Annotated in this window: 29 protein-coding genes; 21 read left to right on the forward strand and 8 right to left on the reverse strand. The window is 68.1% G+C overall.

Annotated elements, in window-relative coordinates:
• The first annotated feature begins 8 nt into the window (after positions 1–8).
• On the forward strand, positions 9–1,184 hold the full coding sequence (locus FHT36_RS19830) for an ABC transporter substrate-binding protein (protein WP_169124208.1): 1,176 nt from the start codon (positions 9–11) through the stop codon (positions 1,182–1,184).
• A 37-nt stretch (positions 1,185–1,221) separates the two neighbouring features.
• Here FHT36_RS19830 and FHT36_RS19835 read toward each other — a convergent pair whose 3' ends face one another.
• Entirely contained in the window at positions 1,222–2,043 is an 822-nt protein-coding gene (locus FHT36_RS19835; RefSeq protein ID WP_169124209.1) for an IclR family transcriptional regulator, read from the reverse strand.
• A gap of 332 nt (positions 2,044–2,375) precedes the next feature.
• Between FHT36_RS19835 and FHT36_RS19840 the strand changes: the two genes are divergently transcribed.
• The 8 genes from FHT36_RS19840 (at position 2,376) to FHT36_RS19875 (ending at position 10,542) form a co-directional block, all read left to right on the forward strand.
• Positions 2,376–3,119: an SDR family NAD(P)-dependent oxidoreductase gene (locus FHT36_RS19840; RefSeq protein ID WP_210257882.1), complete on the forward strand. Its 744-nt coding sequence runs from the start codon at positions 2,376–2,378 to the stop codon at positions 3,117–3,119.
• Positions 3,120–3,151: 32 nt separating this feature from the next.
• Complete coding sequence (locus tag FHT36_RS19845; protein ID WP_169124211.1) at positions 3,152–3,895, forward strand: SDR family NAD(P)-dependent oxidoreductase; 744 nt, start codon at positions 3,152–3,154, stop codon at positions 3,893–3,895.
• 129 nt (positions 3,896–4,024) lie between these two features.
• Positions 4,025–5,257 carry an ABC transporter substrate-binding protein gene (locus FHT36_RS19850; RefSeq protein WP_169124212.1) on the forward strand — a complete coding sequence of 411 codons (1,233 nt, stop codon included), beginning with the start codon at positions 4,025–4,027 and terminating at the stop codon, positions 5,255–5,257.
• A 101-nt stretch (positions 5,258–5,358) separates the two neighbouring features.
• A complete protein-coding gene (locus tag FHT36_RS19855) occupies positions 5,359–5,760 on the forward strand; it encodes a cupin domain-containing protein (RefSeq protein WP_169124213.1) in 402 nt (133 codons plus the stop codon).
• 63 nt (positions 5,761–5,823) lie between these two features.
• On the forward strand, positions 5,824–6,690 hold the full coding sequence (locus FHT36_RS19860) for a fumarylacetoacetate hydrolase family protein (protein ID WP_169124214.1): 867 nt from the start codon (positions 5,824–5,826) through the stop codon (positions 6,688–6,690).
• On the forward strand, positions 6,687–7,043 hold the full coding sequence (locus FHT36_RS19865; protein ID WP_169124215.1) for an NIPSNAP family protein: 357 nt from the start codon (positions 6,687–6,689) through the stop codon (positions 7,041–7,043). Before FHT36_RS19860 ends, FHT36_RS19865 begins: the two co-directional genes overlap by 4 nt.
• A gap of 228 nt (positions 7,044–7,271) precedes the next feature.
• Positions 7,272–8,357 carry a glycosyltransferase family 4 protein gene (locus FHT36_RS19870; RefSeq protein ID WP_169124216.1) on the forward strand — a complete coding sequence of 362 codons (1,086 nt, stop codon included), beginning with the start codon at positions 7,272–7,274 and terminating at the stop codon, positions 8,355–8,357.
• Entirely contained in the window at positions 8,344–10,542 is a 2,199-nt protein-coding gene (locus tag FHT36_RS19875) for an amylo-alpha-1,6-glucosidase (protein ID WP_169124217.1), read from the forward strand. Before FHT36_RS19870 ends, FHT36_RS19875 begins: the two co-directional genes overlap by 14 nt.
• Before the next feature lie 2 nt (positions 10,543–10,544).
• Here the strand turns inward: FHT36_RS19875 and FHT36_RS19880 are convergent, their stop codons facing one another.
• Positions 10,545–11,252, reverse strand: a complete 708-nt coding sequence (locus tag FHT36_RS19880) for a glutathione S-transferase family protein (RefSeq protein WP_169124218.1) — start codon at positions 11,250–11,252, stop codon at positions 10,545–10,547.
• 163 nt (positions 11,253–11,415) lie between these two features.
• Here FHT36_RS19880 and FHT36_RS19885 point away from each other — a divergent pair, with 163 nt between their 5' ends.
• The 3 genes from FHT36_RS19885 to FHT36_RS19895 all read left to right on the forward strand — a co-directional run bounded on the left by FHT36_RS19885 (position 11,416) and on the right by FHT36_RS19895 (position 13,593).
• Entirely contained in the window at positions 11,416–12,105 is a 690-nt protein-coding gene (locus FHT36_RS19885; protein WP_169124219.1) for a glutathione binding-like protein, read from the forward strand.
• A 77-nt stretch (positions 12,106–12,182) separates the two neighbouring features.
• Entirely contained in the window at positions 12,183–12,782 is a 600-nt protein-coding gene (locus tag FHT36_RS19890; protein WP_169124220.1) for a TetR/AcrR family transcriptional regulator, read from the forward strand.
• 40 nt (positions 12,783–12,822) lie between these two features.
• Positions 12,823–13,593 carry a haloacid dehalogenase type II gene (locus FHT36_RS19895; protein ID WP_169124221.1) on the forward strand — a complete coding sequence of 257 codons (771 nt, stop codon included), beginning with the start codon at positions 12,823–12,825 and terminating at the stop codon, positions 13,591–13,593.
• Here the strand turns inward: FHT36_RS19895 and FHT36_RS19900 are convergent.
• The 5 genes from FHT36_RS19900 to FHT36_RS19920 all read right to left on the reverse strand — a co-directional run bounded on the left by FHT36_RS19900 (position 13,571) and on the right by FHT36_RS19920 (position 17,663).
• Positions 13,571–14,398 carry an anti-sigma factor gene (locus FHT36_RS19900; protein ID WP_169124222.1) on the reverse strand — a complete coding sequence of 276 codons (828 nt, stop codon included), beginning with the start codon at positions 14,396–14,398 and terminating at the stop codon, positions 13,571–13,573. The genes FHT36_RS19895 and FHT36_RS19900 overlap by 23 nt on opposite strands.
• Positions 14,395–15,150, reverse strand: coding sequence for a sigma-70 family RNA polymerase sigma factor (locus FHT36_RS19905; RefSeq protein ID WP_246702336.1), 756 nt, complete (start codon positions 15,148–15,150; stop codon positions 14,395–14,397). The genes FHT36_RS19900 and FHT36_RS19905 overlap by 4 nt, the downstream gene beginning before the upstream one ends.
• Positions 15,151–15,202: 52 nt before the next feature.
• Positions 15,203–15,550, reverse strand: a complete 348-nt coding sequence (locus FHT36_RS19910) for a plastocyanin/azurin family copper-binding protein (RefSeq protein WP_348644526.1) — start codon at positions 15,548–15,550, stop codon at positions 15,203–15,205.
• 68 nt (positions 15,551–15,618) lie between these two features.
• Positions 15,619–16,587: a metallophosphoesterase gene (locus FHT36_RS19915; protein ID WP_169124224.1), complete on the reverse strand. Its 969-nt coding sequence runs from the start codon at positions 16,585–16,587 to the stop codon at positions 15,619–15,621.
• 128 nt (positions 16,588–16,715) lie between these two features.
• Positions 16,716–17,663 carry a LysR family transcriptional regulator gene (locus FHT36_RS19920; RefSeq protein WP_169124225.1) on the reverse strand — a complete coding sequence of 316 codons (948 nt, stop codon included), beginning with the start codon at positions 17,661–17,663 and terminating at the stop codon, positions 16,716–16,718.
• A 136-nt stretch (positions 17,664–17,799) separates the two neighbouring features.
• On the opposite strand from FHT36_RS19920, the gene FHT36_RS19925 reads away from it, so the two are divergent.
• The 7 genes from FHT36_RS19925 (at position 17,800) to mtnK (ending at position 24,105) form a co-directional block, all read left to right on the forward strand.
• Positions 17,800–18,363 (forward strand): carboxymuconolactone decarboxylase family protein, encoded by a 564-nt coding sequence (locus FHT36_RS19925; RefSeq protein WP_407077086.1) that lies wholly within the window; start codon positions 17,800–17,802, stop codon positions 18,361–18,363.
• A gap of 139 nt (positions 18,364–18,502) precedes the next feature.
• Entirely contained in the window at positions 18,503–19,150 is a 648-nt protein-coding gene (locus FHT36_RS19930) for a pyridoxamine 5'-phosphate oxidase family protein (protein WP_169124227.1), read from the forward strand.
• A 98-nt stretch (positions 19,151–19,248) separates the two neighbouring features.
• Positions 19,249–20,067, forward strand: a complete 819-nt coding sequence (locus FHT36_RS19935) for a TIGR04282 family arsenosugar biosynthesis glycosyltransferase (protein WP_169124228.1) — start codon at positions 19,249–19,251, stop codon at positions 20,065–20,067.
• A 38-nt stretch (positions 20,068–20,105) separates the two neighbouring features.
• Positions 20,106–21,173 (forward strand): radical SAM protein, encoded by a 1,068-nt coding sequence (locus FHT36_RS19940; protein ID WP_169124229.1) that lies wholly within the window; start codon positions 20,106–20,108, stop codon positions 21,171–21,173.
• On the forward strand, positions 21,174–21,914 hold the full coding sequence (locus FHT36_RS19945) for a glycosyltransferase family 2 protein (RefSeq protein ID WP_169124230.1): 741 nt from the start codon (positions 21,174–21,176) through the stop codon (positions 21,912–21,914).
• Between the two features lie 9 nt (positions 21,915–21,923).
• A complete protein-coding gene (locus FHT36_RS19950; protein WP_169124231.1) occupies positions 21,924–22,829 on the forward strand; it encodes a nucleoside phosphorylase in 906 nt (301 codons plus the stop codon).
• A gap of 13 nt (positions 22,830–22,842) precedes the next feature.
• Entirely contained in the window at positions 22,843–24,105 is a 1,263-nt protein-coding gene (gene mtnK / locus FHT36_RS19955) for an S-methyl-5-thioribose kinase (protein ID WP_169124232.1), read from the forward strand.
• Positions 24,106–24,121: 16 nt separating this feature from the next.
• Here the strand turns inward: mtnK and FHT36_RS19960 are convergent, their stop codons facing one another.
• Positions 24,122–24,592 carry a PRC-barrel domain-containing protein gene (locus FHT36_RS19960; RefSeq protein ID WP_169124233.1) on the reverse strand — a complete coding sequence of 157 codons (471 nt, stop codon included), beginning with the start codon at positions 24,590–24,592 and terminating at the stop codon, positions 24,122–24,124.
• Positions 24,593–24,732: 140 nt separating this feature from the next.
• On the opposite strand from FHT36_RS19960, the gene FHT36_RS19965 reads away from it, so the two are divergent.
• Complete coding sequence (locus FHT36_RS19965; protein ID WP_246702337.1) at positions 24,733–25,374, forward strand: cytochrome b/b6 domain-containing protein; 642 nt, start codon at positions 24,733–24,735, stop codon at positions 25,372–25,374.
• A 15-nt stretch (positions 25,375–25,389) separates the two neighbouring features.
• Positions 25,390–26,181, forward strand: coding sequence for a molybdopterin-dependent oxidoreductase (locus tag FHT36_RS19970; RefSeq protein WP_169124235.1), 792 nt, complete (start codon positions 25,390–25,392; stop codon positions 26,179–26,181).
• The last annotated feature ends 6 nt before the right edge of the window (positions 26,182–26,187 follow it).

A 26,187-nucleotide genomic window follows, 5' to 3' on the forward strand; every position in this document is an offset into this window, starting at 1 on the left:
GATGGACGATGCGTTTGGGCGGCGCGCTCGCGGCCGCCATGATGCTGCCGGTGGCGGCGATGGCGCAGGAGCCGCTGCGGATCGGCGTGCCGACCGCGCTGACCGGCACCTATGCCGACCTCGGCAGCCAGGTGAAGCGCGCCATCGCCTTCGCCGCCGCCGAAGCCAATGCGGCGGGCGGCATCGACGGCCACAAGGTGGAGGTGGAATACCTCGACACGGAGGCCAAGCCCGATCTCGCCCGGCGCCAGGCGGAAAAGCTCGCGCTCCAGGGCAACAAGGTGCTCATCGGCGCCATCGCCTCGGGCGAGGCCCTCGCCATTGCGCCCCTGCTGGCGCGCTGGGACGCGCTCTACATCGCGACCACCAACAAGAGCGACAAGATCACCGCCGAGGCGTGCGTGCCGCGCATGTTCCGCGTCAACCGGCCGGACAGCTCTGACGCCGCCACCATGGCGCCCTGGCTGAAGGGCCGCAGCGAGGAGACCTGGGCGGTGATGGCCGCCGATATCGCCTGGGGCCGCGATGTCGCCGCAAGCTTCGGCAAGGCCGCCGCGGCACAGGGCAAGAAGGTGGTGCTGGAGAATTTCTCCGCCCTCGGCACCAACGATTTCGCGACCTACATCCAGAAGATCAAGGATTCCGGCGCCAAGGGCGTGTGGGTGGCGCTGGCGGGGCGCGATGCGGTGAACTTCGCCATGCAGGCCAAGCAGGCCGGCCTTCTCGACAGCGCCACCGTGGCCGGGGTGAGCTTCGTGACCGACAACACGGTCGCCTCCATCGGCGATGCGGCCAAGGGCGTCGCCGGCATCATCAATTACTCGTCCACCCTCGACAATCCGGCCAACAAGGCGTTCGTGGCGGCGTGGGAGCAGGCCTATCCCGGCACCACGCCGACGAACTTCGAGGGCGAGACCTACATCGCGATGCAGGTGCTGTTCCAGGCGGTGAAGGCCGCCGGCAGCGTGAAGGCGGCGGACATCGCCAAGGCCCTGCCGGGCCGCACCTACGCGACCATCCTCGGCGACCAGCAGATGCGCCGCGAGGACAACCAGCTGGTGGGGCCGAACTTCTTCGGCGTGGTCGAGGTGTTCGACGGCAAGCTGCGGCCGGTGGTGAAGATGTCGGTTCCCGCAGAGACTGCCACCGTCGCGCCGAGCCCGGCCTGCAAGATCGCCGGCTGACAAGGAGGGGCGGCGTTCACGGGAGCGCCGCCCGTTCTCATTCCACGGGCGAGGCATCCTCGGGAGCGAGGGTGCGTATCTTGCGCGGACGCGCCGCCCTCTGCGCCGGCCGGTCCCCGGCCTCGCCGGCGATGGCGCTGGTGATGCGGGCGGCCAGCTGCTTGATCTCGCTCACCAGATCTTCCTTGCCGGCGCTCTGGAAGCGGGACTCGCGCACCGCGAACACCACGCTGCCGAGGATGCGCCGCTCCGCGTCGAACACCGGCGCGCCGATGCCCACGAGATCGGGGATCACCTCACCTCGCGTGACGCAATAGCCGTCTCGGCGCAGGCGCGACATGTTGGAACGGAACTGCTCCCAGTTCTCGCCGAGGCCGGCCTCGCGCACCAGTTCCCCATGCCACAGCATGATGTTGCGCAGCTGGTAGGGGGTCAGGTGGGCAAGGATGGTCTTCGCCATAGCGCCGCGGAACATGGGCATGGGGCGGCCGCGCTCGTAATATTCCGGCACCGAGCGCTCGGGCCAGACGATGTCCGCGCACATGACCTTGTCGCCATAGTAGCTGCAGAGCATCACGTTGATGCCGAGGCGCGCGCTCACATCCCGCATGGGGGCGCCGGCGCGGGTCAGCAGCGGGTCGGCGCGGCGGACGAGGCGGTCGAGTTCGATGATGCGCGGACCGAGAACATAGCTGCCGCCCGTGGTGGGCGCGAGCAGCCCCGAATCGCACAAAGACTGGATGTAGCGATAGGCCGTGGCGCGCGAGGCGCCCGCCGCCTGCACGTCCTCAAGCTGGATGCTCATGCGCTCTTCGCCGAAAAGGTCAAGAACCTTCAGCATCTTGTCGAGACTGCTCATGGCTGCGTCCCTCCGGCTCGCCGCTTCATGCACCCGAGGCGCACCATCTGTCGGCGCATTATAGGGTCCATGTCCGGGAATTGAAATTTGCGAGCAGTTTCAAAATCTGCCCCGCCGCGCCCACCTCGGCGGCTCGACCCTGCGACGTGGCCGGCAGGCAAGGCTCTGCAAAGCACGCCAACACAATGCCATGAGACATTGACATAGCTCAAGATGTGGAAATAGTCTCACAATACGAGAATAATATAATATCGAGGAAGCGCCATGTTCAGTTCTGAAGAGGCTCCGATGGGGGCCCTTGTCGCATCTGCATGTCCCCGGAAGGACCGACCGTGACGCCCCGCGCGCCTTACGACCTCACCGGCATGCGCATCCTGCTTACTGGCGCTGCCGGCGGCATTGGCCGCGCCACGGCGCAGCTGTGCGCGAGCCTCGGTGCCGAGATGGTGCTGACCGACGCCGGGCCCGCCCCCGGCCTTGCCGAGGACCTGCCGCGCGATCACGGCCAGGCCCACAGCTACGCCGCCTGCGACGTGCGCGACCGGGCCGCGGTGGAGGCCCTGTGCCAATCGGCCGGCCCCTTGGATGCGGCGGTGCTGAATGCCGGCATCTTCCCGCAGGAGCAGTGGCTTGCAGACGATTGGGACGACCTGTTCCACGAGGTGATGGCGGTGAACGTGGCCGGGCCGGCGCATTTCGCCCGCGCGCTCGTTCCCGCCATGAAGGCGCGGGGCAACGGCCGCATCGTCCTCCTCGGCTCGGTCGCCGCCCACACCGGCGGCACCTATGCCCATTCCCCGGTGAGCTATGCGGCGTCCAAGGGCGCGATCCACACCTTCGTGCGCTGGCTGGCGCGCCGCGCCGCACCGGAAGTGCTGGTGAACGCGGTCGCGCCCGGGTCCACCCTCACGCGCATGGTGGCCACCGCCGATCCCAAGGCGCTGGAGGCGATGCCCGTGCCGCGCTTCGGCCGGCCGGAAGAGATCGCCTGGCCCATCGCCTTCCTGTGCTCCCCCGGCGCCAGCTTCGTGTGCGGCGCCATTCTGGACGTGAACGGCGGCGCCTACATGGGCTGAGGGCCCAGGCGTCCTTCAATCGGGAAAACATCATGCTGCTGGAAGGCAAGGTTGCCATCGTCACGGGCGCTGGCAGCCCGCAGGGGATCGGCTATGGCGTGGCGCGTCGTTTCGCTCGGGAGGGCGCGCGGGTGGCGTTGCTCGATCGCTCGCCCCGGCCGTCGCAGGAGATGGAGCGCGAACTTGGCCCCAACGCCATGACGGTGGTGGCCGACGTGCGCGACGAGGCGGCCTGCGCCGCCGCCATCGCGCAGGTGGTGGAGCGCTGGGGCCGCCTCGACGTGCTCGTCAACAATGCCGGCGTGGTGCAGGCCCGCCGCACGCGGGACATCTCGCGTGACGACTACGATCTGGTGCTGGATGTGAACCTGCGCGGCACGCTGCTCATGTCCCAGCAGGCGCTGGCGCATATGGGGCCGGGCGGGTCCATCGTCTGCATCGCGTCCATCGCCGCCCAGCGCGGCGGCGGGCTCATGGGCGGGCCGCATTATGCCGCCTCCAAGGGGGGCGTGCTGGCGCTGGTGAAGTCCATGGCGCGGGAATTCGGGCCGGCCGGCATCCGCGTCAATGCGGTCAATCCCGGCGTCATCCTCACCGGCATGACCGCCGGCGCCTATGAGGGCGAACGGGGTGCGAGCGTCATCTCCACCATTCCGCTCGCCCGGCTCGGGACGCCTGATGACGTGGCGGGCGCCTGCCTTTTCCTGGCTTCGGATCTGGCCGGCTACATCACCGGAGCGTCGGTGGATGTGAATGGCGGAATGCACATGCACTGACGGTCGGCGCATGTTGACACTAGTCTCATAAAATGAGATTTTTAGTTATTCGCTCTTAAGGTAGAAAACGACCTGCAAAGGCAGGCAGCATTGGGCGCCCCGGCGTCCGATCATGGGGAGGAAACACAGATGAAGCGCATGCTGGCCCGCACCGCCCTTGCCCTGGCGGTGGGCGGCCTTTCCCTCGCGGCGACCTCCGCTGCACGGGCGCAGTTCACCGATGGCGTCGTCCGCATCGGCGTGCTCAACGACCAGAACGGCATCTATGCCGACATGGCCGGCCCCGGCTCGGTCGCGGCCGCGAAGATCGCGGTGGAGGAGATCGGCGGCAAGATCGGCAACACGCCCATCGAGATCATCGTCGGCGACCACCAGAACAAGCCGGACATCGGCCTCAACATCGCGCGCAAGTGGCTGGATGTGGACGGCGTCGACATGATCGCCGACATCCCCAATTCCTCCATCTCCCTGGCTCTGGTCCAGCTGGTGAAGGAAAAGAACAAGGTGGCCGTCATTGCCACCTCCAACAGCAATCGCCTGACCGGTGATTCCTGCACGCCCAATCATGTCCACTGGACGCTGGACAATTACTCCCTCGCCAAGAGCACGGCGACGGAAGTGCTGAAGTCGGGCGGCAGCAGCTGGTATTTCGTGACGGTGGACTATGCCTTCGGCCACGACATGGAGCGCGAGGCGGGGCAGATCGTGAAGAATGCCGGCGGCACCGTGGTCGGCTCCGTCCGCCACCCGCTCGGCTCGTCGGACCTCTCCTCCTTCCTGCTGCAGGCCCAGGCCTCCGGCGCCAAGGTGATCGGCTTCGCCAACTCCGGCGCCGACTTCACCAATTCCATGAAGCAGTCGGCCGAATTCGGCCTCACCCAGGGAAAGCAGAAGCTGGCGGCGCTCGCCGTGTACCTCACGGACATCAAGTCCCTCGGCCTCACCAGCGGCCAGGGGCTCTATCTCAGCGAGCCGTTCTACTGGGATCTCAATGACCAGACCCGAGCCTTCGCCAAGAAGTTCTCGGAGAAGATGAACGGCGCCATGCCCACCTCCTTCCAGGCCGGCGTCTATTCAGGCGTGCTGCATTATCTGAAGGCGGTCCAGGCCCTCAACAGCGACGCGGATGGCCGCGCCATCGTCGCCAAGATGAAGGATCTGCCCACGGACGACCTCGCTTTCGGCAAGGGCTACGTTCGAGCCGACGGCCGCAAGATCCACCCCATGTACCTGTTCAAGGTGAAGAGCCCGGCCGAATCCAATGGCCCGTGGGACCTCTACGCCAAGATCGGCGAGACGCCCGCCGACCAGGCCTTCAAGCCCCTCGAGGCCGGCGGCTGCGCCCTGGTGAAGCAGAACTGAACTCTCCGGGTCTTTCCTTTCAGCGAAGCCGGGAGACTGCGGGCTCCCGGCCGAATGCCCCCGCGCATCCACAGTCCCGCATCGAATTTCAGGAGCAGAACATGGTCGCAATCACCCCCGGCCTCGCCGGCGAGGACAAGCTCGGTCCGAAAGATTCCCGCTACGTCGACGTGCCGAGCCTGCCGTGGAAGCCCACCCCCACCAAGGGCATCGACATGAAGATCCTGCTCCTCGACGAGGAGACCGGCCTCATGACCGCCCTCTTCCGCTGGCAGCCCGGCACGGAGCTGCCCCGCCATGAGCATGTGGAGATCGAGCAGACCTACGTGCTGGAAGGCAGCATCGTGGACGCCGAGGGCGAGGCGCTCTCCGGCAATTATGTCTGGCGCCCGGCCGGCAACCAGCATGTGGCCCGCTCTCCCAACGGCGCGCTCGTCATCTCCATGTTCCTGCGGCCCAACAAGTTTCTCGACGGCGACCTTGCCGGTCAGGAGCTGAAGTAAGTCCAAGGGCATGCCGGGGCGGCCGGGCTTGGGTCCGGCCCCTTGGCTGAACGAGAGAGCGTCATGCGCATCGTCCGCTTTGAACATCAGGGCCGCATCCAGTTCGGCACGCGACGGGATGACCACGTAACCCCCTTCGCTGGGGTGGCAGGGGGATCATTCACCGCCCTTCTGGCCGCCCTCGCGGACGGCGCGCATGTCCCGCAGGCCACTCCCATTCCAGAGGCGCAGGTAAGCCTGCTGCCGCCGGTTCCGCTCACCGGCAAGATCATCTGCATCGGCCTCAATTATGCGGACCACGCCCGCGAGGGCGGCCACCCCATTCCCACCTATCCGGCGGTCTTCCTGCGCACCGCCACCTCGCTGGTGGGCCACGGGCAGCCGCTGGTGCGCCCGGTACTCTCCGAGCGGTTCGACTATGAGGCCGAGCTTGCGGTGGTGATCGGGCGAACCGCGCACCACGTCCGCGCGGCGGATGCCCTGCATCATGTCGCGGGCTATTCCTGCTTCAATGACGGTTCCATCCGGGATTTTCAGCGCAAGTCCACCCAGTGGACCATGGGCAAGAACTTCGACCGTTCCGGCTCCATCGGCCCTGAGCTGGTGACGCCGGACGAGTTGCCCTCCGGGGTCGACAATCTGCGCATCGCCGCGCGCCTCAATGGCGAGACGCTGCAGGATGGCTCCACCCGGGAGATGATCTTCCCCGTGTCGGATCTGATCGAGACCTTGTCCGCCGTCATGACGCTGGAGCCCGGCGACGTGATCGCCACCGGCACGCCGGCCGGCGTCGGCTTCGCCCGCACGCCGCCGCGCTTCATGGAGGCCGGCGACCTCATCGAGATCGAGATCGAGGGCATCGGCATCCTCGCCAACACCATCGTGGACGAGGCGCCCGACGCCGCCGAACAGGAAAGCCACCGCCCATGATCGTCGAAGAGCGGATGTACGTGCTCCACACCGAGGTGAACATCGCCGACTACATGGCGATCTACACCAGCGAGGGCCTGCCGCTGCAGCGGGAGATTCTCGGCGGCTTCCTCGGCTATTTCACCACCGAGATCGGCACGCAGAACCAGCTCGTCCATTTCTGGGCGTATGCGGACCTGGAGGAGCGGCGCAAGCGGCGCGAGAAGCTCGCGGCGCAGCCCGGCTGGCAGGCGTGCCTCGTGAAGATACGGCCCATGATCATGACCATGGAAAACCGCATCCTCGTCCCCACCGCCTTCTCCCCCTGGCCCGGCGCGGCGCCGAGCCTCGCGGCAGGCAGCGGGCAGGCGTGACGTTTTCCGTGTCGAGCCGGCCTTGCAGAGATTGACGTTGCAAGGCCTCCTCGGCCGAACCGATTTCAACGCCCTTCCCCTTACGACCTCCTCCAGCAGCCCCGCCGCGCGCACCGTCTTCGCAGATGCAGTGAAACCTTGTGCCCTCCTGCCGCGTTGAGACGTCAGACACGCGAGACCTACCCATCCTCGGTAGTCATCGCGCCGGCGCCGCCGGAGGAGACACACATGCGCATCGCCCAAGTCGCGCCGCTCATCGAGAGCGTGCCGCCGCGCCGCTATGGGGGAACCGAACGTATCGTCTCCTACCTCACCGAAGAATTGGTGGCGCAGGGCCATGACGTGACGCTGTTCGCCAGCGGCGACTCGCTCACTTCAGCCCAGCTTGAGCCCATGTGCGAGACAGGATTGCGTCTCTCCACCGGCCCCGTTGATCCCGTCGTCTTCCACCTGCTCATGCTGGAGCAGGTGCGGCGGCGCGCGGACGAGTTCGATCTCATCCATGTGCATGTGGACGTGCTGCACTATCCGGTGCTGAAGGAGCTTGCGCCGCGCACGCTCACCACCCTGCACGGCCGGCTCGACAGCGTCGCCGCCCAGCGGCTCTATGCGCTCTATGACGAGTTTCCGCTGGTCTCCATCTCCAACCACCAGCGCAAGCCCATGCCGCCGGTGAACTGGGCCTCCACGATCTATCACGGCCTGCCGGAAGCGCTCCTGCCGTTCAATCCGACGGGGGGCGACTATCTGGCCTTCCTCGGCCGCATCTCGCCGGAAAAGCGCCCCGACCGCGCGATCGAGATCGCCGCCCGCGCGGGGCTGCCGCTCAAGATCGCGGCGAAGGTGGACCAGGCGGACCTGGAATATTGGGAAACGAAGATCCGCCCCATGGTGGAAGCGACACCCGGGGTCGAATTCATTAGCGAGATCGACGAACGTCAGAAGGCGCAGTTCCTCGGCAATGCCAAGGCCCTGATCTTTCCCATCGATTGGCCCGAACCGTTCGGGCTGGTGATGATCGAGGCCATGTCCTGCGGCACGCCCACCATCGCCTACGGCTGCGGCTCGGTTCCGGAGGTGCTGGAGAACGGACTAACCGGCTACATCGTCCGCAATCAGGATGAGGCGGTGGCCCGCGTCGCCGATCTCGACCGGCTCGACCGCGCCGCCATCCGCCGCACCTTCGAAAAGCGCTTCTCAGCGACGCGGATGGCGCGGGACTATGTGGCCCTCTACGAACGCCTCGCCGCGCCCTCCTCCCCCCGGATGGTGCCGCGCGAGATGGTCAACGGGAGCCTCAATGTCGCCGTCTGACGCTGCGGCCCGCGCTGCCGCCGCAGACCCGCAGGAGCCCGGCTATGCCATCGCGGCCAGCGCCTCGCAGATCGAGGCGATGCCGCGCACGCTCAAGCACGACGAGACGTTCGCCGTGTTCGATGCCCATGGCGATGCCGTTCCCGGCCTCGCCAGCAACCACGGCCTGTTCCACCGCGATACGCGGCACCTCTCGCAATTCTTCCTCACCATCGACGGGGTGCGGCCGCTGCTTCTCGGCTCCACCGTGCGGGACGACAACGCAACGCTGAGCTGCGACCTCACCAATCCCGACCTGCCGACGCGCAACGGCGAGGGCGAGCTGGCTCATGACCTCATCCATTTGCGCCGCTCGCGCTTCCTGTTCCGCGGCGCATGTCATGAATGCCTGTCCGTTCGCAATTTCGATGGCGAGACGCGCACCTTCGAGATCGGACTCTTCTTCGATGCCGATTTCGTGGATCTGTTCGAGGTGCGCGGGTCGCATCGGGCAAAGCGCGGGCGGATGGCCGCGCCGGTGGTGGGGGAGAGCCATGTGTCCCTCTCCTATCGCGGCCTCGACGAGCACACCCGCACCACCCGCCTCGCCTTCGCCCCCCGGCCCACCGTCCTGAAGGCAGATCGCGCGCTCTACCGGCTGACCCTGAAGCCCGGCGAGGGCTTCGTAATTTTCGCGGAGATCCGGTGCGACGGCACCGAGCCGGAGCGCGATGCCCGGCAGGCGTTCCGGCTCGGCCTCAAGGACATCCGCGCCGATATGCGGATACGAACGGCGCGCTCGGCCGGCGTTTCCTCGTCCAACGATCATTTCAACGAGGGCCTGCGCCGCGCGGTGAGCGACCTCAACGTCCTCATCACCGACCTGCCCGAAGGCCCCTACCCCTATGCGGGCGTCCCGTGGTTCTCGACCGTTTTCGGGCGCGACGCGATCATCACCGCGTTCGAGACCCTGTGGCTCACCCCCTCTCTGGCGCGCGGCGTGCTGCTTCATCTCGCCGCCAACCAGGCCACCACCTTTGATCCCGAGGCCGATGCCGAGCCGGGCAAGATCCTGCATGAGGTGCGCTTCGGCGAGATGGCGGAACTCGGCGAGGTGCCGTTCCGCCGCTATTACGGCAGCATCGATTCCACCCCGCTCTTCGTCATGCTGGCCGGCGCCTATGTGGAGCGCACCGGCGACGTCGAGACGGTTCGCATGCTTTGGCCGGCGATCGAGGCGGCGCTCGGCTGGATGCGCGAGCATGGCGACCGCGACGGGGACGGCTTCATCGAATATGGCCGCCGGCGCGGGGACGGGCTGGTGAACCAGGGCTGGAAGGACAGCCACGACAGCATTTTCCATGCTGACGGACGGCTCGCCAAAGGCCCCATCGCGCTGGTGGAGGTGCAGGGCTATGCCTATGCGGCGTGGAATGCGGCGGCCGCCATTGCGCGCGTACTCGGCGCCCCGGAGGCGGCGGAGACCTATGCGGCGCGGGCGCGCGACCTGCGTGCCGCCTTCGACGCCGCCTTCTTCGATCCGGCCCTCGGCACCTACGTCCTCGCGCTGGACGGCGACAAGGCGCCCTGCCGCGTCCGCACCTCCAATGCCGGGCACGCCCTGTTCTCCGGCATCGCCCTGCCCGAGCGGGCGGAAGCGGTGGCGGCGACCTTGATGAACAGCAGTTCCTTTTCCGGCTGGGGCGTGCGGACGCTCGCGGCCGGCGAGGCGCGCTTCAATCCCATGAGCTATCACAACGGCTCCGTGTGGCCGCACGACAATGCCGTGGTTGCGCTAGGGCTTGCGCGGTATGGCTTCCGGGCCGAGGCGGCGCGCATCTTCGAGGGGCTGTTCCGCGCCTCGGTCTATTTCGACCTCCGGCGCATCCCCGAGCTGTTCTGCGGCTTCGCCCGCCAGCGCAACCGGGGGCCGGTGGGCTATCCGGTCGCCTGCGCGCCGCAGGCCTGGGCTGCGGCGGCTCCTCTTGCCCTTCTCCAGGCCTCCCTCGGCCTGAGCTTCGACGTGGCGGAACGGCGCGCGGTGTTCGAGCGGCCCATGCTGCCGGCATTTCTCGACACGCTCACCCTCACCGGCCTCGCCGTCGCCGATGGGCACATCGACGTGAAGGTGGAGCGCGTGAAGGCCTCCGCCGCCCTGTCGGTGATCGACCGGCAGGGCGACGTCGGCATTCGCGTGGAGTCCTGACCCTATTCCGCCGCCGACGGATAGTTGGAGGGGAAAAGCGCCTTGCGAGAGTCCTCGTCGCCCATAACCTTGAAGGCGTGGTCCTTGCCCACTTCGCGGGCGCGGGTGGCGGCGGGCCGGGAATCGATCTCGGCGAACCAGCGCTTGATGTGCGGGAAGCGCGCCAGAGGATCACCCTCGCCCTTCAGCACCCGCGATGCCCTGAGGATCCAGCCCCAGGCCGACATGTCGGCAATGGTGTAGTCCGCGCCGGTGACATAGGGGCGGGTGGCGAGCAGGTCGTCGAGCACCTGATAGTGCCGCTCCGCCTCGCGCCGGTAACGGTTCACGGCATAACCGAGCCCCTCGGGCGCGGCATGCTGGAAATGCACCGCCTGACCGGAGAACGGTCCGAGACCGCTGGCGAGGAACAGGAGCCAGGAGAGCAGCTCCGGCCGGTCCTTGGGATCACCACCGAAGCGGCCGGTCTTCTCCGCGAGATAGAGGAGGATCGCGGTGGAATCGAACACCCGCGCCTCGCCGCCGCCCGGCCCTTCCGTATCGACGATGGCCGGCACCTTGCCGTTGGGATTGATGGCGCGGAACGCCGGCAGGTGCTGCTCGCCCTTGGCCGTGTCGACCGGGACGATCTCGTAGGGAAGGCCCGTCTCCTCAAGGAAGAGCGCGACCTTGGCCGGGTTGGGCGTGGGATGGAAATAGAAGCGGATCAACGGGATCACCCTTCGCTGGCAACCGCCGAAGCGGGCACGTTTGCGTTTTAGAACGACTGATATAGAATGCATGCATCGGAAACCCGCGCAAGCTGTCCGCATCGCAAAATACTGCCGCATGCCAGATCTCGGCGGCGGCACGACACGCCATGGATGATCCAGAATGATCGACCTGCATTATTGGCCGACCCCGAACGGTCACAAGATCACGATGTTTCTCGAAGAGGCGGGCATCGACTACACTATCATCCCCGTCGACATCAGCGCAGGCGACCAGTTCAAGCCGGATTTTCTGGCCATCGCCCCCAACAACCGCATGCCGGCGATCGTCGATCATGCGCCCACCGATGGTGGCGCGGCCATTTCGGTGTTCGAATCCGGCGCCATCCTGCTCTATCTCGCCGAGAAGACCGGCCGCTTCGTTCCCACCGACGTGCGCGGCCGCAAGAGCGTGCTGGAATGGCTGTTCTGGCAGGTGGGCGGGCTGGGCCCCATGGCGGGGCAGAACCACCATTTCGTCCAGTACGCCCCGGAGCGCATCCCCTATGCCATGGAGCGCTACGTGAAGGAGACGAACCGTCTCTATGGCGTGCTCAACACGCGCCTCGGCAAGAGCGCGAACGTGGCGGGCGAGGACTATTCCATCGCCGACATGGCGATCTACCCCTGGATCGTGCCGCACCAGCGCCAGCAGCAGGATCTCGACACCTTCCCGAACCTGAAGCGCTGGTTCGAGGCTGTGGCGGCGCGTCCGGCCACCATCGCGGCCTACGCGAAGGGCGAGCCCTTCACCAAGCGTCCGACGGTGACCGAGGAAGGCAAGAAGATCCTGTTCGGCCAGACCGCACGCTAGGCCGGATGACGCCTCCCCCGGCGCGGGTTACGCTGCGCCGGGTGTCGAGGCGGAATAAGCGGGAAAGACAGGGGACCATGGCGCGGCCGAGGGCGTTCGACGAGGGCGAGGTACTGGACGCGGCGCTGCGCTGCTTCTGGACCCGCGGCTACGAGGCGACCTCCGTGCGCGATCTCGCCTCCTCCATGGGCCTCACCGGCGCCAGCCTCTACAACGCCTTCGGCGACAAGCGCGCGCTCTATGAGAAGGTTCTGGAACGCTACGCCAGCCACAGTATGGCGGAACGCATCCGCCGGCTGGAGGCGCCGGACATCGCCCCGCGCGACGCCATATCCTCCTTCTTCCGGGAGACGCTGGAGCGAGCGCTGGACGATCCCGAGATGAAGGGCTGCTTCGTGGTGAACGCCGCGGTGGAGATGGGGCCGCACGACCCCGAGCTGCGCGCCGCCGCCCTCGCCTCCCTCGGTGAGGTGGAGGCTTTCCTGACCCGCCGCATCGAGGCCGGCCGCGCGGACGGCACGATCCAGAACCGGGAGACCGCGCAGGAGCTGGCGCGCATGCTCCTCGGCGTCCATCTCGGCCTCCGGGTGCTGGCGCGCCTGCGCCCCGGCCGCGAACTGCTGGAGGGGGTGGTGAAACCCGCCCTCGCCGCCCTCGATCCGAATTTGCCGGGCTGATCCCGCCCGCGCTCCCGCCCTCCACGACAGGACGCCGCCCATGATCCGGGCCTATGTGTTCGATGCCTATGGCACGCTGTTCGACGTCCAATCGGTCAGTGCCGTGACCGATGCGGCCTTCCCCGGCCATGGTGAGATCATCACCCAGGTGTGGCGGATGAAGCAGCTGGAATACAGCTGGCTGTGCTCGCTCATGGGTGATTATCAGGACTTCTGGTCCGTTACCCGCCGCGCCCTCACCTACACACTTGGCATCCTGGGGCTTCAGCCCAGCGAGCGGTTGTTCGACGACATTGCCGAGGCCTACAATCGGCTCACGCCCTATTCCGATGCGGCCGAGGCACTGGCAGGCCTGACGGGCGTGCGTCGGGCGATCCTGTCCAATGGGAGCCCTGCCATGCTCCAGGCGCTGGTCGGCAACTCGCCGCTCGCGCCTTTCATCGAGGACACCATCAGCGTCCATCCCAAGCGCTGCTTCAAGCCCGACCCGCGCGCCTACGAGTTGGTGGAGGAACGACTGGGCGTGAAGCCCGGCGAGGTGATGTTCGTCTCCTCCAACGGCTTCGACATCGCCGGTGCGAAGAGGTTCGGGTTCAACGTGGCCCGCATCTCCCGCGTGCCGCAAGCCGACCTCGCCGCCGAGCTTGCGGGGACCGGCCCCTTGTCGGCATCCGCCTTCTACCGCGCCCTGCGGACGCAGGAGGAAGCCCTCGGCTATCCCCCGGACATAGTGGTCACGAGCCTGCCCGAGCTTGCGGCCCTTCCTACTCAAGGCGGAGGCCGGGAGCCTATTTCGGTAACGCCCCGGTGAAGTCCTCCTGAAACTCCTTCAGCTCCACGGGATTGATGTCCGAGACAGCCCAATAGGACAGACCCGCCTCGCTCCAGCCCATGAGCGTATAGCCGTCGCGGCCCTTCACCGTGCGCGCGCCGGACGCGCCGGGCCAGACGAAGACGTTGATGACATGGCCGTTGCGGCGATAGACGAGGGCCGCGACCACCCGTCCCCCCACATAATCGAGCCGGCCGCCCACGAGCGGAAACCCGCGTGCGGCGAGGTCCACCACCGGCGGGGAGAAATCGATGCGGCCGCCGAACCACGGCTTCACCGTGTGCTGGTTGGACGACGCCACATCGGTGAGATGGTCCGCGAGCAGGGATCGGACGTGGCCGGCGACCAACTCGTCCTCCAGGCCCCCCCCGCGCGGCGGCAGCACTGCGATGACCAGCGCCACCGCCAGCACCGCAAGGGAGGGCACGAGGCTCCACCGCGCGAACCGTTCGCCCATCAGGGTGCGCCCCATACCACCCCTCAAGCGGCGCCACAGCGTAGCGGGGCTCCAGGCGGCCGGCGAGGCATTGGCCGCCTCCGCCGCGAGGGCAGCGACCACGCTCTCGCGCAGCCCCTCCGGCACCGGCCACCGCGCTTGCCCGGAGGCTAGGAGCGCATGGCTGCCTTCGAGCCGGCGCAGGTGCGCGGCGCACGCCGGACAGGAGGCCAGATGCCGCTCCACCTCCAGGACGTGGACGGCGTCGAGTTCGCCGTCGAGGTAGGAATTGAGGAGCGCGTCCCACTCCGCGCAGGGTTCGGGCGCGCGATCCGTGCTTTCGCTCATCGCACCGCCTCCGCCCCGGCGGCGACGCGCTCCCACAGGTCGGCGAAATGGCGCCGCGCGCGGGAGAGGCGCGACATGACGGTGCCCACCGGCACGCCCGCGACGTCGGAGATCTCGCGATAAGAGAGCTCGTCCAGCTCGCGCAGCACCAGCACCTCGCGCAGGGGCTCGGGCAGCAGTTCGAGAACGCCGCGCACCCGGTCGGCCTGCGATCGGCGCAGCAGGATGGTTTCCGGAGTCTCGCCGTCCACCAGCAGATCGAGCGCGTCTTCCGCTTCGCCGCCGTCTTCTGCAGCCACCGCGACCGGCGCGTGGCGCAGCATCTCGCGGCGCCGGTGATCGCGCCAGGTGAGGTGACAGTTTCGCACGATGGCGAGCAGCCATGCCCGCGCGCTGCCGCCCTTGAAATCGGCGAAGGCGCGATAGGCGCGCAGATAGGCATCCTGCACGACATCCTGCGCAGCATCCGCATCGCGTGTGAGATAGCGGGCGAGGGTATAGGCCGCGTCGAGATGGGGCAGCATGCTGGCGCGGAAATGCGCCGCCTCCAATGCAGTCAACGGCCGACCGGGCTGCGCGTCCTCGGCGCTCCCGGCCGCGCCCCCCGCCGGAGCCGCTGCCACGGCGAAGAACGCGCGCACAGCTTCGGCGACGGCCCCAAAAACACCGCCTAGGACGCCGCGCCTGCCGCCCGCGCTCGGGCCACGACAAGGCCGCGCGCATGCCGGCGGGAAGGCCGCAATCGAGATCATCCCGTCTCCGTTCCGGATGGAGGGGGCGGCCGCAGCCGCCCCGGACCGGGCATCAGCCGCCCGCCTTCACCATGACCTTTCCGACCATGTGCGGGTGAAGGGAACAGAAATAAGAGTAATCTCCCGCATTCGTGAAGGTGAAGGAGAACTTGCCTTCCGTATCGAGAGCATTCGACCGGAATGCCTGCTTCTTATCGACCACCGTATGAGGAATATCGTCATTGTTGATCCAGGTCACCGTGGTGCCTGGCGTGACGGTGACTTCGGCCGGTGTGAAGGTAAAATTGTCGATGCTGACCGTGACATCCTCGGCAGCGGCCGGCGTCGCGAGGGCACCGAAGGCAAGACAGATGGCGAGGACCGCGACCTGAGGCGGAAGGGGAAGAGGCGACTGTTTCACAGATGAAGCTCCTGACGGATGACACCGGCCGCAGCCGGCCATGACGGAGGAAGGGCGACGGGGGCGGCTCAGCCTTCGAGCGGCGTGTCGATGATGGCGAGCGGCTCGGAGCCGCGGACGAAGTTGACCGTGGCGATGCCGAGATTCTTCTTCAGTTCGCCCGCCGGCAGCTTCAGCGGCCCGGGCGAGGGCGCGGTGCCGGGGGCGGGCTGCGGGAAGGCCGTGGACCGTGCGGTGTGGAAGGAGACATTGCCCTCCACCTTCTGCATCACCTGGTGGATGTGCCCGTTGAGCACCGTCACCGAGCCGAACCTCTTCAGGTAGGACAGGGCCTCCAGCCCATCGGCGGTGCCCCAGCCCCATTCGGGATAGACGGTCCACAGGGGGATGTGGGCGAACACCACGAGGGGCGTCGAGGACGGCAGGCCGGCGACATCGTTCTCCAGCCATTCCAGCTGCTCGGTGCCGAGATTGCCGAGGCCGCCCGCCTTCAGGTTCACCACGTTCACCAGCGCGATGAAATGCACGCCGCCATGGTCATAGCTGTACCAGCCGGCGCCCTTCGCGCCCTTGCCGTAGCGGTCGAGATAGGCCTTGCCCTGGCCGTCGTCGAGGAGGTCGTGCTCGCCCGGCACGTAGAAGACGGGGACGCCGGCCTCCTTGATGATCTGGTCGGCGTCGTCGAATTCCTTGTCCTTGGACAGGTGGCTGATGTCGCCGGTGTGGATCATGAAGGCGGGCTTCTCCTTCAGCGTCCGGATGCGGGCCACCGCCTCCCGCAGGGTGCCGAGCGCATCCGGGTTGGCAGCCTTGTCGAAGCCCACATGGCTGTCGGAAATCTGCAGGAAGGTCAGCGCCTTCGCCGGCTCGGCCGCGAGTGCCCGCCCGAGGCCGACGCCGCTCGCGACGCCGCCGGAGATGGACCACAGGATGCCGGTGCCGGCCCAGGTCATGCACTCAAGGAAGCCGCGCCGGTCGATGCCGTCAGCGTCAAGGCGCGGGGCGGTCTCGGAGGACAGCCGTTCGTGTCTGCTCATGGATCTCTCCGCATGGCGCCGGGGGCTCCCGGCGCTGCGACCGCGCACCCATATGGAGCGGCGCCGGTCGAAGCGTGGGCGTCACCTCAGGGCGTCCCACATGGGCCAAGACCGGGGAGCGAGCCGGTTTATTCCCGACCGGAGAGATTTTTTGCGGCGGATGACACCGGCAAAGCAGCGAGCCGGCTTCGCAGGCGGGGCACGGTGAAGGTCACGAAGGCCCGCAGCTTAGCCGCCGGCAGGCGCGCCTCGGGATAGACGATGGCCACCGGCAGGGGCGGGCCTTCATAGTCTTCCAGCAGCAAGGCGAGGCGCCCGGCGGCCACCGCCTCCTCCACCTGATAGGAGAGCACGCGCGTGATGCCACGGCCGCGCACGACGGCATCGATGGCCGCCTCGGCGCCGTTCACCACATAATGCGGGCGTACCGTCACCTGCTTGCGCGAGCCGCCGCCGGGACCAGGCGCGAAGCTCCAGATGGAATTGTCGGTGATCTGGGAGAAGGAGACGATGCGGTGGCCGGCGAGGTCCGCCGGCACCTGCGGCACGCCGTGGGCGGCGAGGTAGGCGGGGCTGGCGCAGACCACGCGGCGCACCTCCCCCACCCGGGCGGCGACGAGGCTGGAGTCCGGCAGGTGGCCGATGCGCACCGCCGCGTCGTGGCCTTCGTCGATCAGGCTCACCACGCGATCCACCAGCAGCAGGCGCGCTTCCAGCTTCGGGTTCGCCTCCAGCAGGTCCTCCACCAGCGGCGCCACATGCAGGCGGCCGAAGGTGACGGGCGCGGTGAGGGAGAGGAGGCCGCGCGGATCGGTGCGCTCGCCCGCCGCGAGCTGATCCGCCTCGGCGAGTTCGGCGAGGATGGCGCGGCAGGCGGCGAGATAGCGCTCGCCGGCCTTGGTGAGGTGCAGCGCGCGCGTGGTTCGGTGGAGAAGGCGCGTGCCCAGCCGCTCCTCCAGCAGCGCCACTGCGCGCGTGATCGCCGCCGGCGAGCGCCCGAGCCGCCGCGCCGCGCCGGCAAGGCTCCCCTCGTCCAGCGCGGCAACGAAGGCGGTCATGGCGTCGATGCGGTCCATCGCCTAATTTCAGATAATGAAACAATAACTTTCAGATTATAGCCATTCTGCACAAGAACGGGAAGCCCTAGCTATTGGTCACCGGGCCGCGATGAAACGACGGCCCGCCCCGAAGCGAAATGCGAAAGGCGCCCCCGTGGACCACTCTTCCAGCCGCATCCCGGCCCTCGATCCCGCCACCACCACCGGCAAGGCGAAGGACCTGCTCTCCGCCGTCCAGGCGAAGTTCGGCGCCACGCCGAACCTGTTCAAGGTCGCCGCCAACGCCCCCGCCGCTCTGGAAGGCCTCATCGGCCTATCCGGCGCGCTGGGCAGCGGCGCCCTGCCGGCGAAGACGCGCGAAAGCCTCGCCATCGCCGTCGCCGAGGTGAATGGCTGCGACTATTGCCTCTCCGCCCACACCCTCATCGGCAAGGGCGCCGGCCTCTCCGACGCCGATATCACCCTGGCCCGCGCCGGCCGCGCGGCGGACAGCAAGGCGGAAGCGGCCATCGCCTTCGCCCGCGCGGTGGTCTCGCGCCGCGGCCAGGTGAGCGATGCGGACCTTTCCGCCGCCCGCGCCGCCGGCCTTGATGACGGCGCGCTGGTGGAGGTGGTGGCGCATGTCGCCGTGAACATCTTCACCAACTACCTCAACAACGTCGCCGGCACCGAGATCGACTTTCCCGTGGTGCGCTCCGGCACGCCGCGGGCCGCCTGAGGCCTGCGGCCGGCATCCGAACGCGCTCCGCCGGACGAACCGCCCCTCAAACGGCGGAGCGTGGGCGGGTGCCAGCCGAAGCCTCACAGCCGGGCCCCTCACGGGGCCCGGCACCTCGTGCTTTCCGAAGGAGGCTGCCATGTCCGAACCCCTTGCAATCACGCCCTCCAGCGATGTCGCCTTCACGGCGGCGGTGAAGGCGGCGCAGCAGGCGCGCGGCTCCCGCCAGGCCTATGCCCGCGTCGAGGCGCGCGGCGGCTTCCGCACGGAGCTGACGCCGGATTTCGTGCAATTCCTCGGCGGGATCGACACCGCCTTCCTCGCCACCGCGAATGCCGACGGCCAGCCCTATGTCCAGCATCGCGGCGGGCCGAAGGGCTTCATCCGAGTCCTCGACGCGCACACCCTCGGCATGGCGGATTTCAGCGGCAACCGGCAGTACATCACGGTCGGCAATGCCTCGGAGAACCCGAAGGCCTTCCTCTTCCTGATGGACTACACCCACCGCCGCCGCATCAAGGTGTGGGGCGAGCTCTCCGTGGTGGAGGGCGATGCGGACCTCGTGGCGCGCCTGATGCCGGAGGATTACGGCGCCATTCCCGAGCGCGCCTTGCTCTTCAAGGTCTCGGTCTGGGACATCAACTGCCCGCAGCACATCCCGCAGAAGATCGACGCCCCGCTCGTCGCCGCCGCCCTGCAGGAGCGCGAGGCGCGCATCGCCGCGCTGGAGATGGAAGTCGCGCGCCTGCGCGGCCTGGTCGGCGCGGGCGATGCCGCAGGCATGTGAAGCAAATCCCCCGTTCACTCGTTCGTGATCGACGTAACGGGAGCCGCTTCCGCCGCGAATTCACTCACAGACAAGCAAAACCAGAACGGGGACGAGCCATGATCGACCTGCGCGAGGGCGTGCGCACACGCGCCCCGGGGTCTGGAGACCTGTGCGCCATCGCCGTGATGGCGAAGGCGTCCGCACCGGGCCGCACCAAGACCCGGCTCTGTCCGCCGCTCGATCCCAGGGAGGCGGCGGCGTTCAACACCGCCTTCATCCAGGACATCGTGGGCAACATCCTCGCCGCCGGGCGAATGGCGCCCGTCACGCCCTACGTGGCCTATGGGCCGGCGGGGGCCGCGCATTTCTTCGATGCCGTGCTGCCGCCGGGCGTCGGCCGGATGGAGGCAGTGGCCCCCGACTTCGGCGCCTGCCTGACGATGACCCTCGCTCACCTCTTCGACCTCGGACATCCCGCAGCGGCCGTATTGAATGCCGACAGCCCGACATTGCCCCCCGCCCTGCTCGCGGAACTCGCCGATGTGCTGGCCCAGCCCGGCGACCGCGCGGTTCTCGGCCCGTCCACGGACGGCGGCTATTACGTGCTCGGCCTGAAAGCGCCGCACTGGCACCTGTTCGCAGACATCGACTGGAGCACTGAGCGCGTCTTTGAGCAAACGCTGGCCCGCGCCGCCGAGATCGGCCTTCCCGTCCATGTGCTGCCGCCCTGGTACGACGTGGACGATGCGCAGGCGCTGCGCCTGCTCCATGGCGAGTTGATCGCAGGCGTCCCCTTCGGCACCGCGCCCCTCGCCCGCGGCGCGGCGCGCAACAGCGCGGACCTGCTCCGGCGCCTCCTCGCCCAGGAACGCCTCGCCGAACGGCTCGGCCTGCCCGTTGCCGATATCGATCCTCCCTGCCGCCGCGCCTCCTGATCGCGGCCGCCTCCCCCTTCCAGCAACGGATCTTCACGATGAACGCTCTCACCCCCGGCGCGCCCGCCGTCTCCCGCCGCTATTTCGAGCGGGCGGAAACGGACCGCACCAGCGTGCCGGTCCGAAAGCCGGTCTGCCTCTATCTGGAGACCACGAACCGCTGCAACCTGCTCTGCACCACCTGCCCGCGCACTTATGAGGAGCTTGAACCGCCGGCCGACATGAGCTGGGAGCTGTTCACCTCCATCGTGGACCAGATCCCCGATCTCGAACGCTGCGTGCTGCATGGCGTCGGCGAGCCCATGCTGGTGCCAGATCTCGACCGCATGGTCCGCTATCTCAAGGACCGCGGCACGTACGTACTGTTCAACACCAACGGCACGGTGCTGACCGAGAAGAACGGCCGGGCGATGATCGCCGCCGGCCTCGACGAACTGCGCGTCTCCCTCGATGCCGCCAACGCGCATTCCTACCGCGCCATCCGCGGCAAGAACTACTTCGACCGCATCCTGAAGAATGTGCGCGCCTTCCGCGACCTTCAGGAGCGCGAGGGCCACACCAATCCTCGCGTCTCCGCCTGGCTCACCGGGCTCAAGGAGACGATCTCCGAACTGCCCGACTTCGTGCGCGTGGCGGCGGAGCTGGGGGTGCGCGAAGTCTATCTCCAGCGTCTCGTCTTCTTCGAGCAGGAGGCCATCGGACGTGCCCGCCCGGACCAAGCGCTCTACGAGCAGATCAACACCGACGAGGCCGCCTATATCGCCGAGGCGGCGCGGGTGGCTGCGGAACTGGGGATGGTCTTCTCCGCCTCCGGCGCGGCCTCCGAGCCCGGCATGAGCCTGAAGCGGCCGGAGGAAGGCTCGCCCTGGTCCATGTGCCGGCGGCCGTGGACGGTGATGTACTTCACCGCCAACGGCCGCGCCCTGCCCTGCTGCATCGCGCCATTCTCCCAGCGCGGATACGAGAACTACACGCTGGGCGACGCGACAACCCAGTCCCTGTCCGACATCTGGCACGGCGACGCCTACAAGGCGTTCCGCGCCGGCCTCCTCTCCGAAACGCCGCCGGCCGCCTGTGCCAATTGCGGCCTGCGCTGGAGCCTCTAGATGGCCCGCGCAGGCGCTCCGAGGGTCGCGCTCGTCATCCCGACGCTGAACGAGGCCGAGGCCATCGCCGGCACCCTCGCGGAGATTCCCACCGGCGTCGTGGATCTTGTGGTGGTCGCCGATGGCGGCTCCACCGATGGCACGCAGGAGATTGCGGCTGCGGCGGGAGCCACCGTGCTCGCCTCCGGCCGCGGCTTCGGCCGCGCCTGCTTAGAGGGCGTGTGCGAGGCCCGCGACGCCGACATCATCGCCTTCATGGATGCGGACGGGGCGGACGACCCAGCTTTCCTGCCGGCGCTGCTGAAGCCGCTCGCCGATGGGAAGGCCGACTTCGCCATCGCGTCCCGCACCCGCGGCGTGCGCGAGCCCGGCGCCATGGCCTGGCATCAGGTGGTGGCGGGGCGCGCGGCGGGCTTCGGCATCCGCGCCCTCTACGGCGTCGCCTATTCGGACATGTGCACCTTCCGCGCCATCCGCCGCGACGCGCTGGTCGGTCTCGGCATGCGGGAACTCACCTACGGCTGGAACATCGAGATGCAGATGCGCGCCGCCCGCGCCGGGCTCGCCATCGTCGAGATTCCCGTCGCCTACCGCCGCCGCAGGGGCGGCGTCTCGAAGGTCGCCGGCAACCTCTCCACCACCCTGACCGCCGGCACCCGCATCGTCTCCACCTTCCTGCGGGTCGCGACCGGAACAGCCCCACCAGCGGCCGTCCCCGCCGTCACGCCGAACAAGATGTGAGTGATCGCCATGCTGCTGCAGCCCCTCGACGAAGCCGACGACATCTCGCGCATGCGCGCCGTGCCTGTTCCTTCCGGCTTCTCACCCTCCGGTTTCCTGCCCTCCGGTTTCCTGCCGCTGATCGAGCGGGCGGACCATCGCGCGCCGTCGGTGTTCCGGCCCGAGAACATGATGCGCGAGGCGCGCCGCCAGAAAGGGCTCGACGCCGGCCCGGTGCCGCGCGTGGTGCTGCTCGATCCCGACGGCGACATGGTGGACTATGTGCGCGCGCATTTCGGCGCCGTCCGCTCGCCCTACTGGGCCTGCTACCACACGGACATGTGGACGTGGGAGGTGGAGGGCCTCTCCTTCGGCATCGTCGGCTATGCGGTGGGGGCGTCCTTCTCCGTGCTGGTGGCGGAGCAGGCCTTCGTCTGCGGCTGCGAGCTGCTGATCTCGGTCGCCTCGGCCGGGCAGATCGCAGAGCACGCGCCGCCCTCCTACCACATCATCATCGACCGGGCGCTGCGCGACGAGGGCACGAGCTACCACTATTTGCCGCCAGCCCCCTTTGCCCCGGCGGACCCGGAGGTCATCACCATCGCCCGCGCCGCCTGCAGCGAGGAAGCGGGGCCGGTGCTGACCGGCGCCACCTGGACCACCGACGCCCCCTTCCGCGAAACCGAGGCCGCCATTGCCCGCCGCAAGGCCGAGGGCCTGCTGGCGGTGGAGATGGAGGCGGCCGCGCTCTACGCCTTCGCCCACGCGCAGGCCAAGCCGGTGCTGTGCCTCGCCCACGTCACCAACCAGCTCGGCCGGGTGCATGGCGACTTCGAGAAGGGCGACCACAACGGCGCCGCGCGCTCCATCGCCCTCGCCGCCGGCTTCGCCACCGCCTGGATGGCGCACTGCGCCGAAACCGTTTCCCTGCGCTGAGAGGACGGCCCCGATGCTCGACCGCACCGCCTATCTCGCCCTCGACGCCGTGAGCCTGCCACGCCGCCTCGGTGGCCGACCGGAGCTTCTGGACCGGCTCGGGCCGGCCGAGGCCTGGCAGGTGCGCGAGGTGGGGGACGGCAACCTCAACCTCGTCTTCATCGTCGAGGGGCCGAAGGGCTCCATCGTGGTGAAGCAGGCCCTGCCCTATGCCCGCGTGGTGGGCGAGAGCTGGCCCATGTCCCTCGACCGCGCCTTCTTCGAGCACGAAGCGCTCTCGCGCCTCGGGGCGCGCGATCCCGGCCGTACGCCGGAACTCATCGTCTTCGATCCCGCCCAGGCGATGCTCGCCATGGAGCACCTGACCCCGCACAAGGTGGCGCGCCGCGCCTTCATGGAGGGGGAGGAACTGCCACTCCTCGGCACGCATCTCGGGCTCTACCTCGCCCGCACGCTCTTCCGCGGCTCGGACTGGTCCATGCCCACGACGGCGCGCAAGGCCGACCTCGCCTTGTTCGCGGGCAATGCGGAACTCGCCGGCATCACCGAGGAACTGGTCTTCTCCGCCCCGTTCAAAGATGCCCCCCTCAACCGGCACACGCCGGGGCTCGAAGACATCGCCGCCGCCTTCCGCGCCGACCGCGCGCTGAAGCTCGCTGCGGTGGAGATGAAGGCGCGGTTTGCGACCTGCGCCGAGACCCTCCTGCATGGCGACCTGCACACCGGATCGGTGATGGCGACGCCCACCGACACGCGGGTGATCGACGCCGAGTTCGCCCTCTACGGCCCCATGGGCTTCGATGTGGGCATATGCCTTGCCAACCTCTGGATGGCCGCCTTCGCGCAGGAGGCCCACCGCGCCGACGCGCGGGCGGCGGCTGCCTATTGCGAATTCCTGCTGGCCACCGCCGGCATCCTCTGGCGGACCTTCGAGGCGGAATTCTCCCGCCTCTGGACGAACGAACGCACCGGCATCCTCGGCGGCTCCGACCTGTTCGAGGCACAGGGGGACGAGGCCGGCGCGAAAACGGCGCTCACGACGCACCTCACGTCGGTCTGGCAGGATGCGCTGGGCTTCGCCGGCATGGAGATCAGCCGCCGCATCCTCGGCCTTGCCCATATCGCCGAGTTCGAGACCATCGCGGACATTGGCCTGCGCGCACGGCTGGAACGGCGCGCCCTCGCCTTCGGCCGGCACCTCGCGCTGAACCGGCGGCAGATCCCCTCCATCGAGGCGGCGAACCTTCTCGCGGAAACACAAAGGGCGCGGCCATGACCACGCCCTTTCCCCATCAGCGCCGGGTGATGGCGATGCGGATCATGTCGTCCGCCGGCACGTTCTGGCCCGCGCCCGCCGTCCAGGAGGCGAGTTTCGGCAGGTCGTCGCGGGGGATGTCGAGGAGCGCGATCTGCCGGCCGAGGATCGCCACCGTCTCGATGGGCACCGGCACGGGCCGGCCACCGCGGCCGAACCAGCCGCCCACCGGGACCACGAGCACGATGCCGCCCTCGGGTGTGCGCGCCACCTCGGTGACAAAGCCCAGCGTGCGGTCGTCGAAATCCAGCAGCGGCAGGCCCACGAGATCGCCCACCCGCACCTTCTGGGGAAAGCGCTCCGCCATCCGCTCGGCGGGGGAGAGGTCGTCCTCCCCCGGCGCGGTCTGTGTGTTGGCGTGGGGCGGCCCGCCCGCGAAGGCCGGCGCGCCGATTCCGGTCGCACCGAGGACGAGGGCGAGCGCAAGAACAGAACGACTGGGGCGCATAAAAAGACTCCATGTTCGTTTATCTGACGATATACATCGCCATATACGATCCACGGTCAATATTTATTACATGATGCAAAATTAAATATAATAAACCCAAGACAAGAGCGATGCACATGAAAGAACATACATCAAGACGCATGCATCCGCTTGCCTTGCGGATCATGCACTGGACCAACGCCATCGCCATGATCGTGATGATCGGCAGCGGCTGGAAAATCTACAATGACGAGGTGATCTTCGGCTTCCTGCACTTCCCGCAGCCGATCGTGCTCGGCGTGTGGGCCCAGCACGCGCTGCAGTGGCACTTCTTCGGCATGTGGGTGCTGGTGCTGAACGGCCTCGCCTATCTCGCCTACGGCATCGCCACCGGCCGCTTCGCCCGCCTGCTCTTCCCCATCCGCCCCCGCGAAGTGATCGCCGAGGCCGTCGCCGCCTTGACCTTCCGCCTGAAGCACCAGGATCTCACCCACTACAATGCGGTGCAGAAGCTGCTCTATGTCGGTGTCATCACCATCATCGTGGTGCAGGTGGCCTCCGGCCTCGCCATCTGGAAGCCGGTGCAGTTCTCCGGTCTCGTCTCGATGCTCGGCGGCTTCCAGTCCGCGCGGCTGATCCACTTCCTCGGCATGGCGGCCATCGTGCTGTTCATGGTGGTGCACGTGGCCCTGGCGCTGCTGGTGCCGAAGACGCTGCTCGCCATGTTCACCGGCGGCCCCCGCCTGCCCGACCCCGCGCCCCTGCACGCCGATGGCGCGCCCGCGCCCGATCCCTCGCGCTGACCTGAGGCCACGCAAATGTCCCTCCGCTCCTTCTTCCGGCCAAACCGGACCTCCATTGCGCGACCCGACCAGAGCCTCATGGTCGAGAACCGGGCCCTTCTCGAGCGTATCGACCGCCGCAAGCTGCTGCGCGGCTCGCTGAGCCTCGGCGCACTGTCGCTCCTCGCCGGCTGCGACATCTCCAATCGCGAAGAAGTCCAGGGGGTTCTACGGACCGTCTCCAACTTCAACGACGGCGTGCAGGCCGCTTTGTTCGACCCGAAGCGGCTCGCCCCCACCTATTCCCGCGACCTCGTGGTGAAGCCGCCGCGCTTCAACGCCTATTACGAGATCGACGAGGTGAAGCCGGTGGACCTTTCCACCTGGAAGCTGGAGCTGTCCGGCCTCGTGAAGGACAAGCGGCCGTGGACGCTGGATCGCGTCAATGCCCTGCCGCAGCAGGAAGTGATCATCCGCCACATCTGCGTGGAGGGCTGGGACTATATCGGCCAGTGGTCCGGCCCGAACCTGAGGGATTTCCTCACCCGCGTGGGCGCGGATCTCTCGGCCAAGTACATCGCCTTCTACGGCAATGACGACTACATGGAGAGCATCGACATGGCCTCGGCGCTCCACCCGCAGACCATCCTCGCCACGCATTATGCGGGCGAGCCCATCACGGACCCGTTCGGCGCGCCCATGCGGCTGCGCACGGCGGTGAAGCTCGGGTTCAAGAATCCCAAATGGATCCGCGCCATCGAGGTGACCAACACCTACCCCCTCGGCTTCTGGGAGAAGCAGGGCTTCAACTGGTTCGCCGGCCTGTGACGGCCG

This window comes from Xanthobacter sp. SG618 (assembly GCF_012932745.1).
Classification (GTDB): domain Bacteria; phylum Pseudomonadota; class Alphaproteobacteria; order Rhizobiales; family Xanthobacteraceae; genus Xanthobacter; species Xanthobacter flavus.

Bases quoted from the DNA above. Each gene is read 5' to 3' on its own strand.
- FHT36_RS19930 (WP_169124227.1), top strand. From the start codon at position 18,503: ATGTCCGAACCCCTTGCAATCACGCCCTCCAGCGATGTCGCCTTCACG.
- FHT36_RS19945 (WP_169124230.1), top strand. From the start codon at position 21,174: ATGGCCCGCGCAGGCGCTCCGAGGGTCGCGCTCGTCATCCCGACGCTG.
- FHT36_RS19940 (WP_169124229.1), top strand. From the start codon at position 20,106: ATGAACGCTCTCACCCCCGGCGCGCCCGCCGTCTCCCGCCGCTATTTC.
- FHT36_RS19915 (WP_169124224.1), bottom strand. From the start codon at position 16,587: ATGAGCAGACACGAACGGCTGTCCTCCGAGACCGCCCCGCGCCTTGAC.
- FHT36_RS19890 (WP_169124220.1), top strand. From the start codon at position 12,183: ATGGCGCGGCCGAGGGCGTTCGACGAGGGCGAGGTACTGGACGCGGCG.
- FHT36_RS19860 (WP_169124214.1), top strand. From the start codon at position 5,824: ATGCGCATCGTCCGCTTTGAACATCAGGGCCGCATCCAGTTCGGCACG.
- FHT36_RS19870 (WP_169124216.1), top strand. From the start codon at position 7,272: ATGCGCATCGCCCAAGTCGCGCCGCTCATCGAGAGCGTGCCGCCGCGC.
- FHT36_RS19855 (WP_169124213.1), top strand. From the start codon at position 5,359: ATGGTCGCAATCACCCCCGGCCTCGCCGGCGAGGACAAGCTCGGTCCG.
- mtnK (WP_169124232.1), top strand. From the start codon at position 22,843: ATGCTCGACCGCACCGCCTATCTCGCCCTCGACGCCGTGAGCCTGCCA.
- FHT36_RS19845 (WP_169124211.1), top strand. From the start codon at position 3,152: ATGCTGCTGGAAGGCAAGGTTGCCATCGTCACGGGCGCTGGCAGCCCG.
- FHT36_RS19875 (WP_169124217.1), top strand. From the start codon at position 8,344: ATGTCGCCGTCTGACGCTGCGGCCCGCGCTGCCGCCGCAGACCCGCAG.
- FHT36_RS19935 (WP_169124228.1), top strand. From the start codon at position 19,249: ATGATCGACCTGCGCGAGGGCGTGCGCACACGCGCCCCGGGGTCTGGA.
- FHT36_RS19970 (WP_169124235.1), top strand. From the start codon at position 25,390: ATGTCCCTCCGCTCCTTCTTCCGGCCAAACCGGACCTCCATTGCGCGA.
- FHT36_RS19895 (WP_169124221.1), top strand. From the start codon at position 12,823: ATGATCCGGGCCTATGTGTTCGATGCCTATGGCACGCTGTTCGACGTC.
- FHT36_RS19865 (WP_169124215.1), top strand. From the start codon at position 6,687: ATGATCGTCGAAGAGCGGATGTACGTGCTCCACACCGAGGTGAACATC.
- FHT36_RS19965 (WP_246702337.1), top strand. From the start codon at position 24,733: ATGCATCCGCTTGCCTTGCGGATCATGCACTGGACCAACGCCATCGCC.
- FHT36_RS19900 (WP_169124222.1), bottom strand. From the start codon at position 14,398: ATGAGCGAAAGCACGGATCGCGCGCCCGAACCCTGCGCGGAGTGGGAC.
- FHT36_RS19905 (WP_246702336.1), bottom strand. From the start codon at position 15,150: ATGATCTCGATTGCGGCCTTCCCGCCGGCATGCGCGCGGCCTTGTCGT.
- FHT36_RS19950 (WP_169124231.1), top strand. From the start codon at position 21,924: ATGCTGCTGCAGCCCCTCGACGAAGCCGACGACATCTCGCGCATGCGC.
- FHT36_RS19830 (WP_169124208.1), top strand. From the start codon at position 9: ATGCGTTTGGGCGGCGCGCTCGCGGCCGCCATGATGCTGCCGGTGGCG.
- FHT36_RS19885 (WP_169124219.1), top strand. From the start codon at position 11,416: ATGATCGACCTGCATTATTGGCCGACCCCGAACGGTCACAAGATCACG.
- FHT36_RS19920 (WP_169124225.1), bottom strand. From the start codon at position 17,663: ATGGACCGCATCGACGCCATGACCGCCTTCGTTGCCGCGCTGGACGAG.
- FHT36_RS19850 (WP_169124212.1), top strand. From the start codon at position 4,025: ATGAAGCGCATGCTGGCCCGCACCGCCCTTGCCCTGGCGGTGGGCGGC.
- FHT36_RS19960 (WP_169124233.1), bottom strand. From the start codon at position 24,592: ATGCGCCCCAGTCGTTCTGTTCTTGCGCTCGCCCTCGTCCTCGGTGCG.
- FHT36_RS19835 (WP_169124209.1), bottom strand. From the start codon at position 2,043: ATGAGCAGTCTCGACAAGATGCTGAAGGTTCTTGACCTTTTCGGCGAA.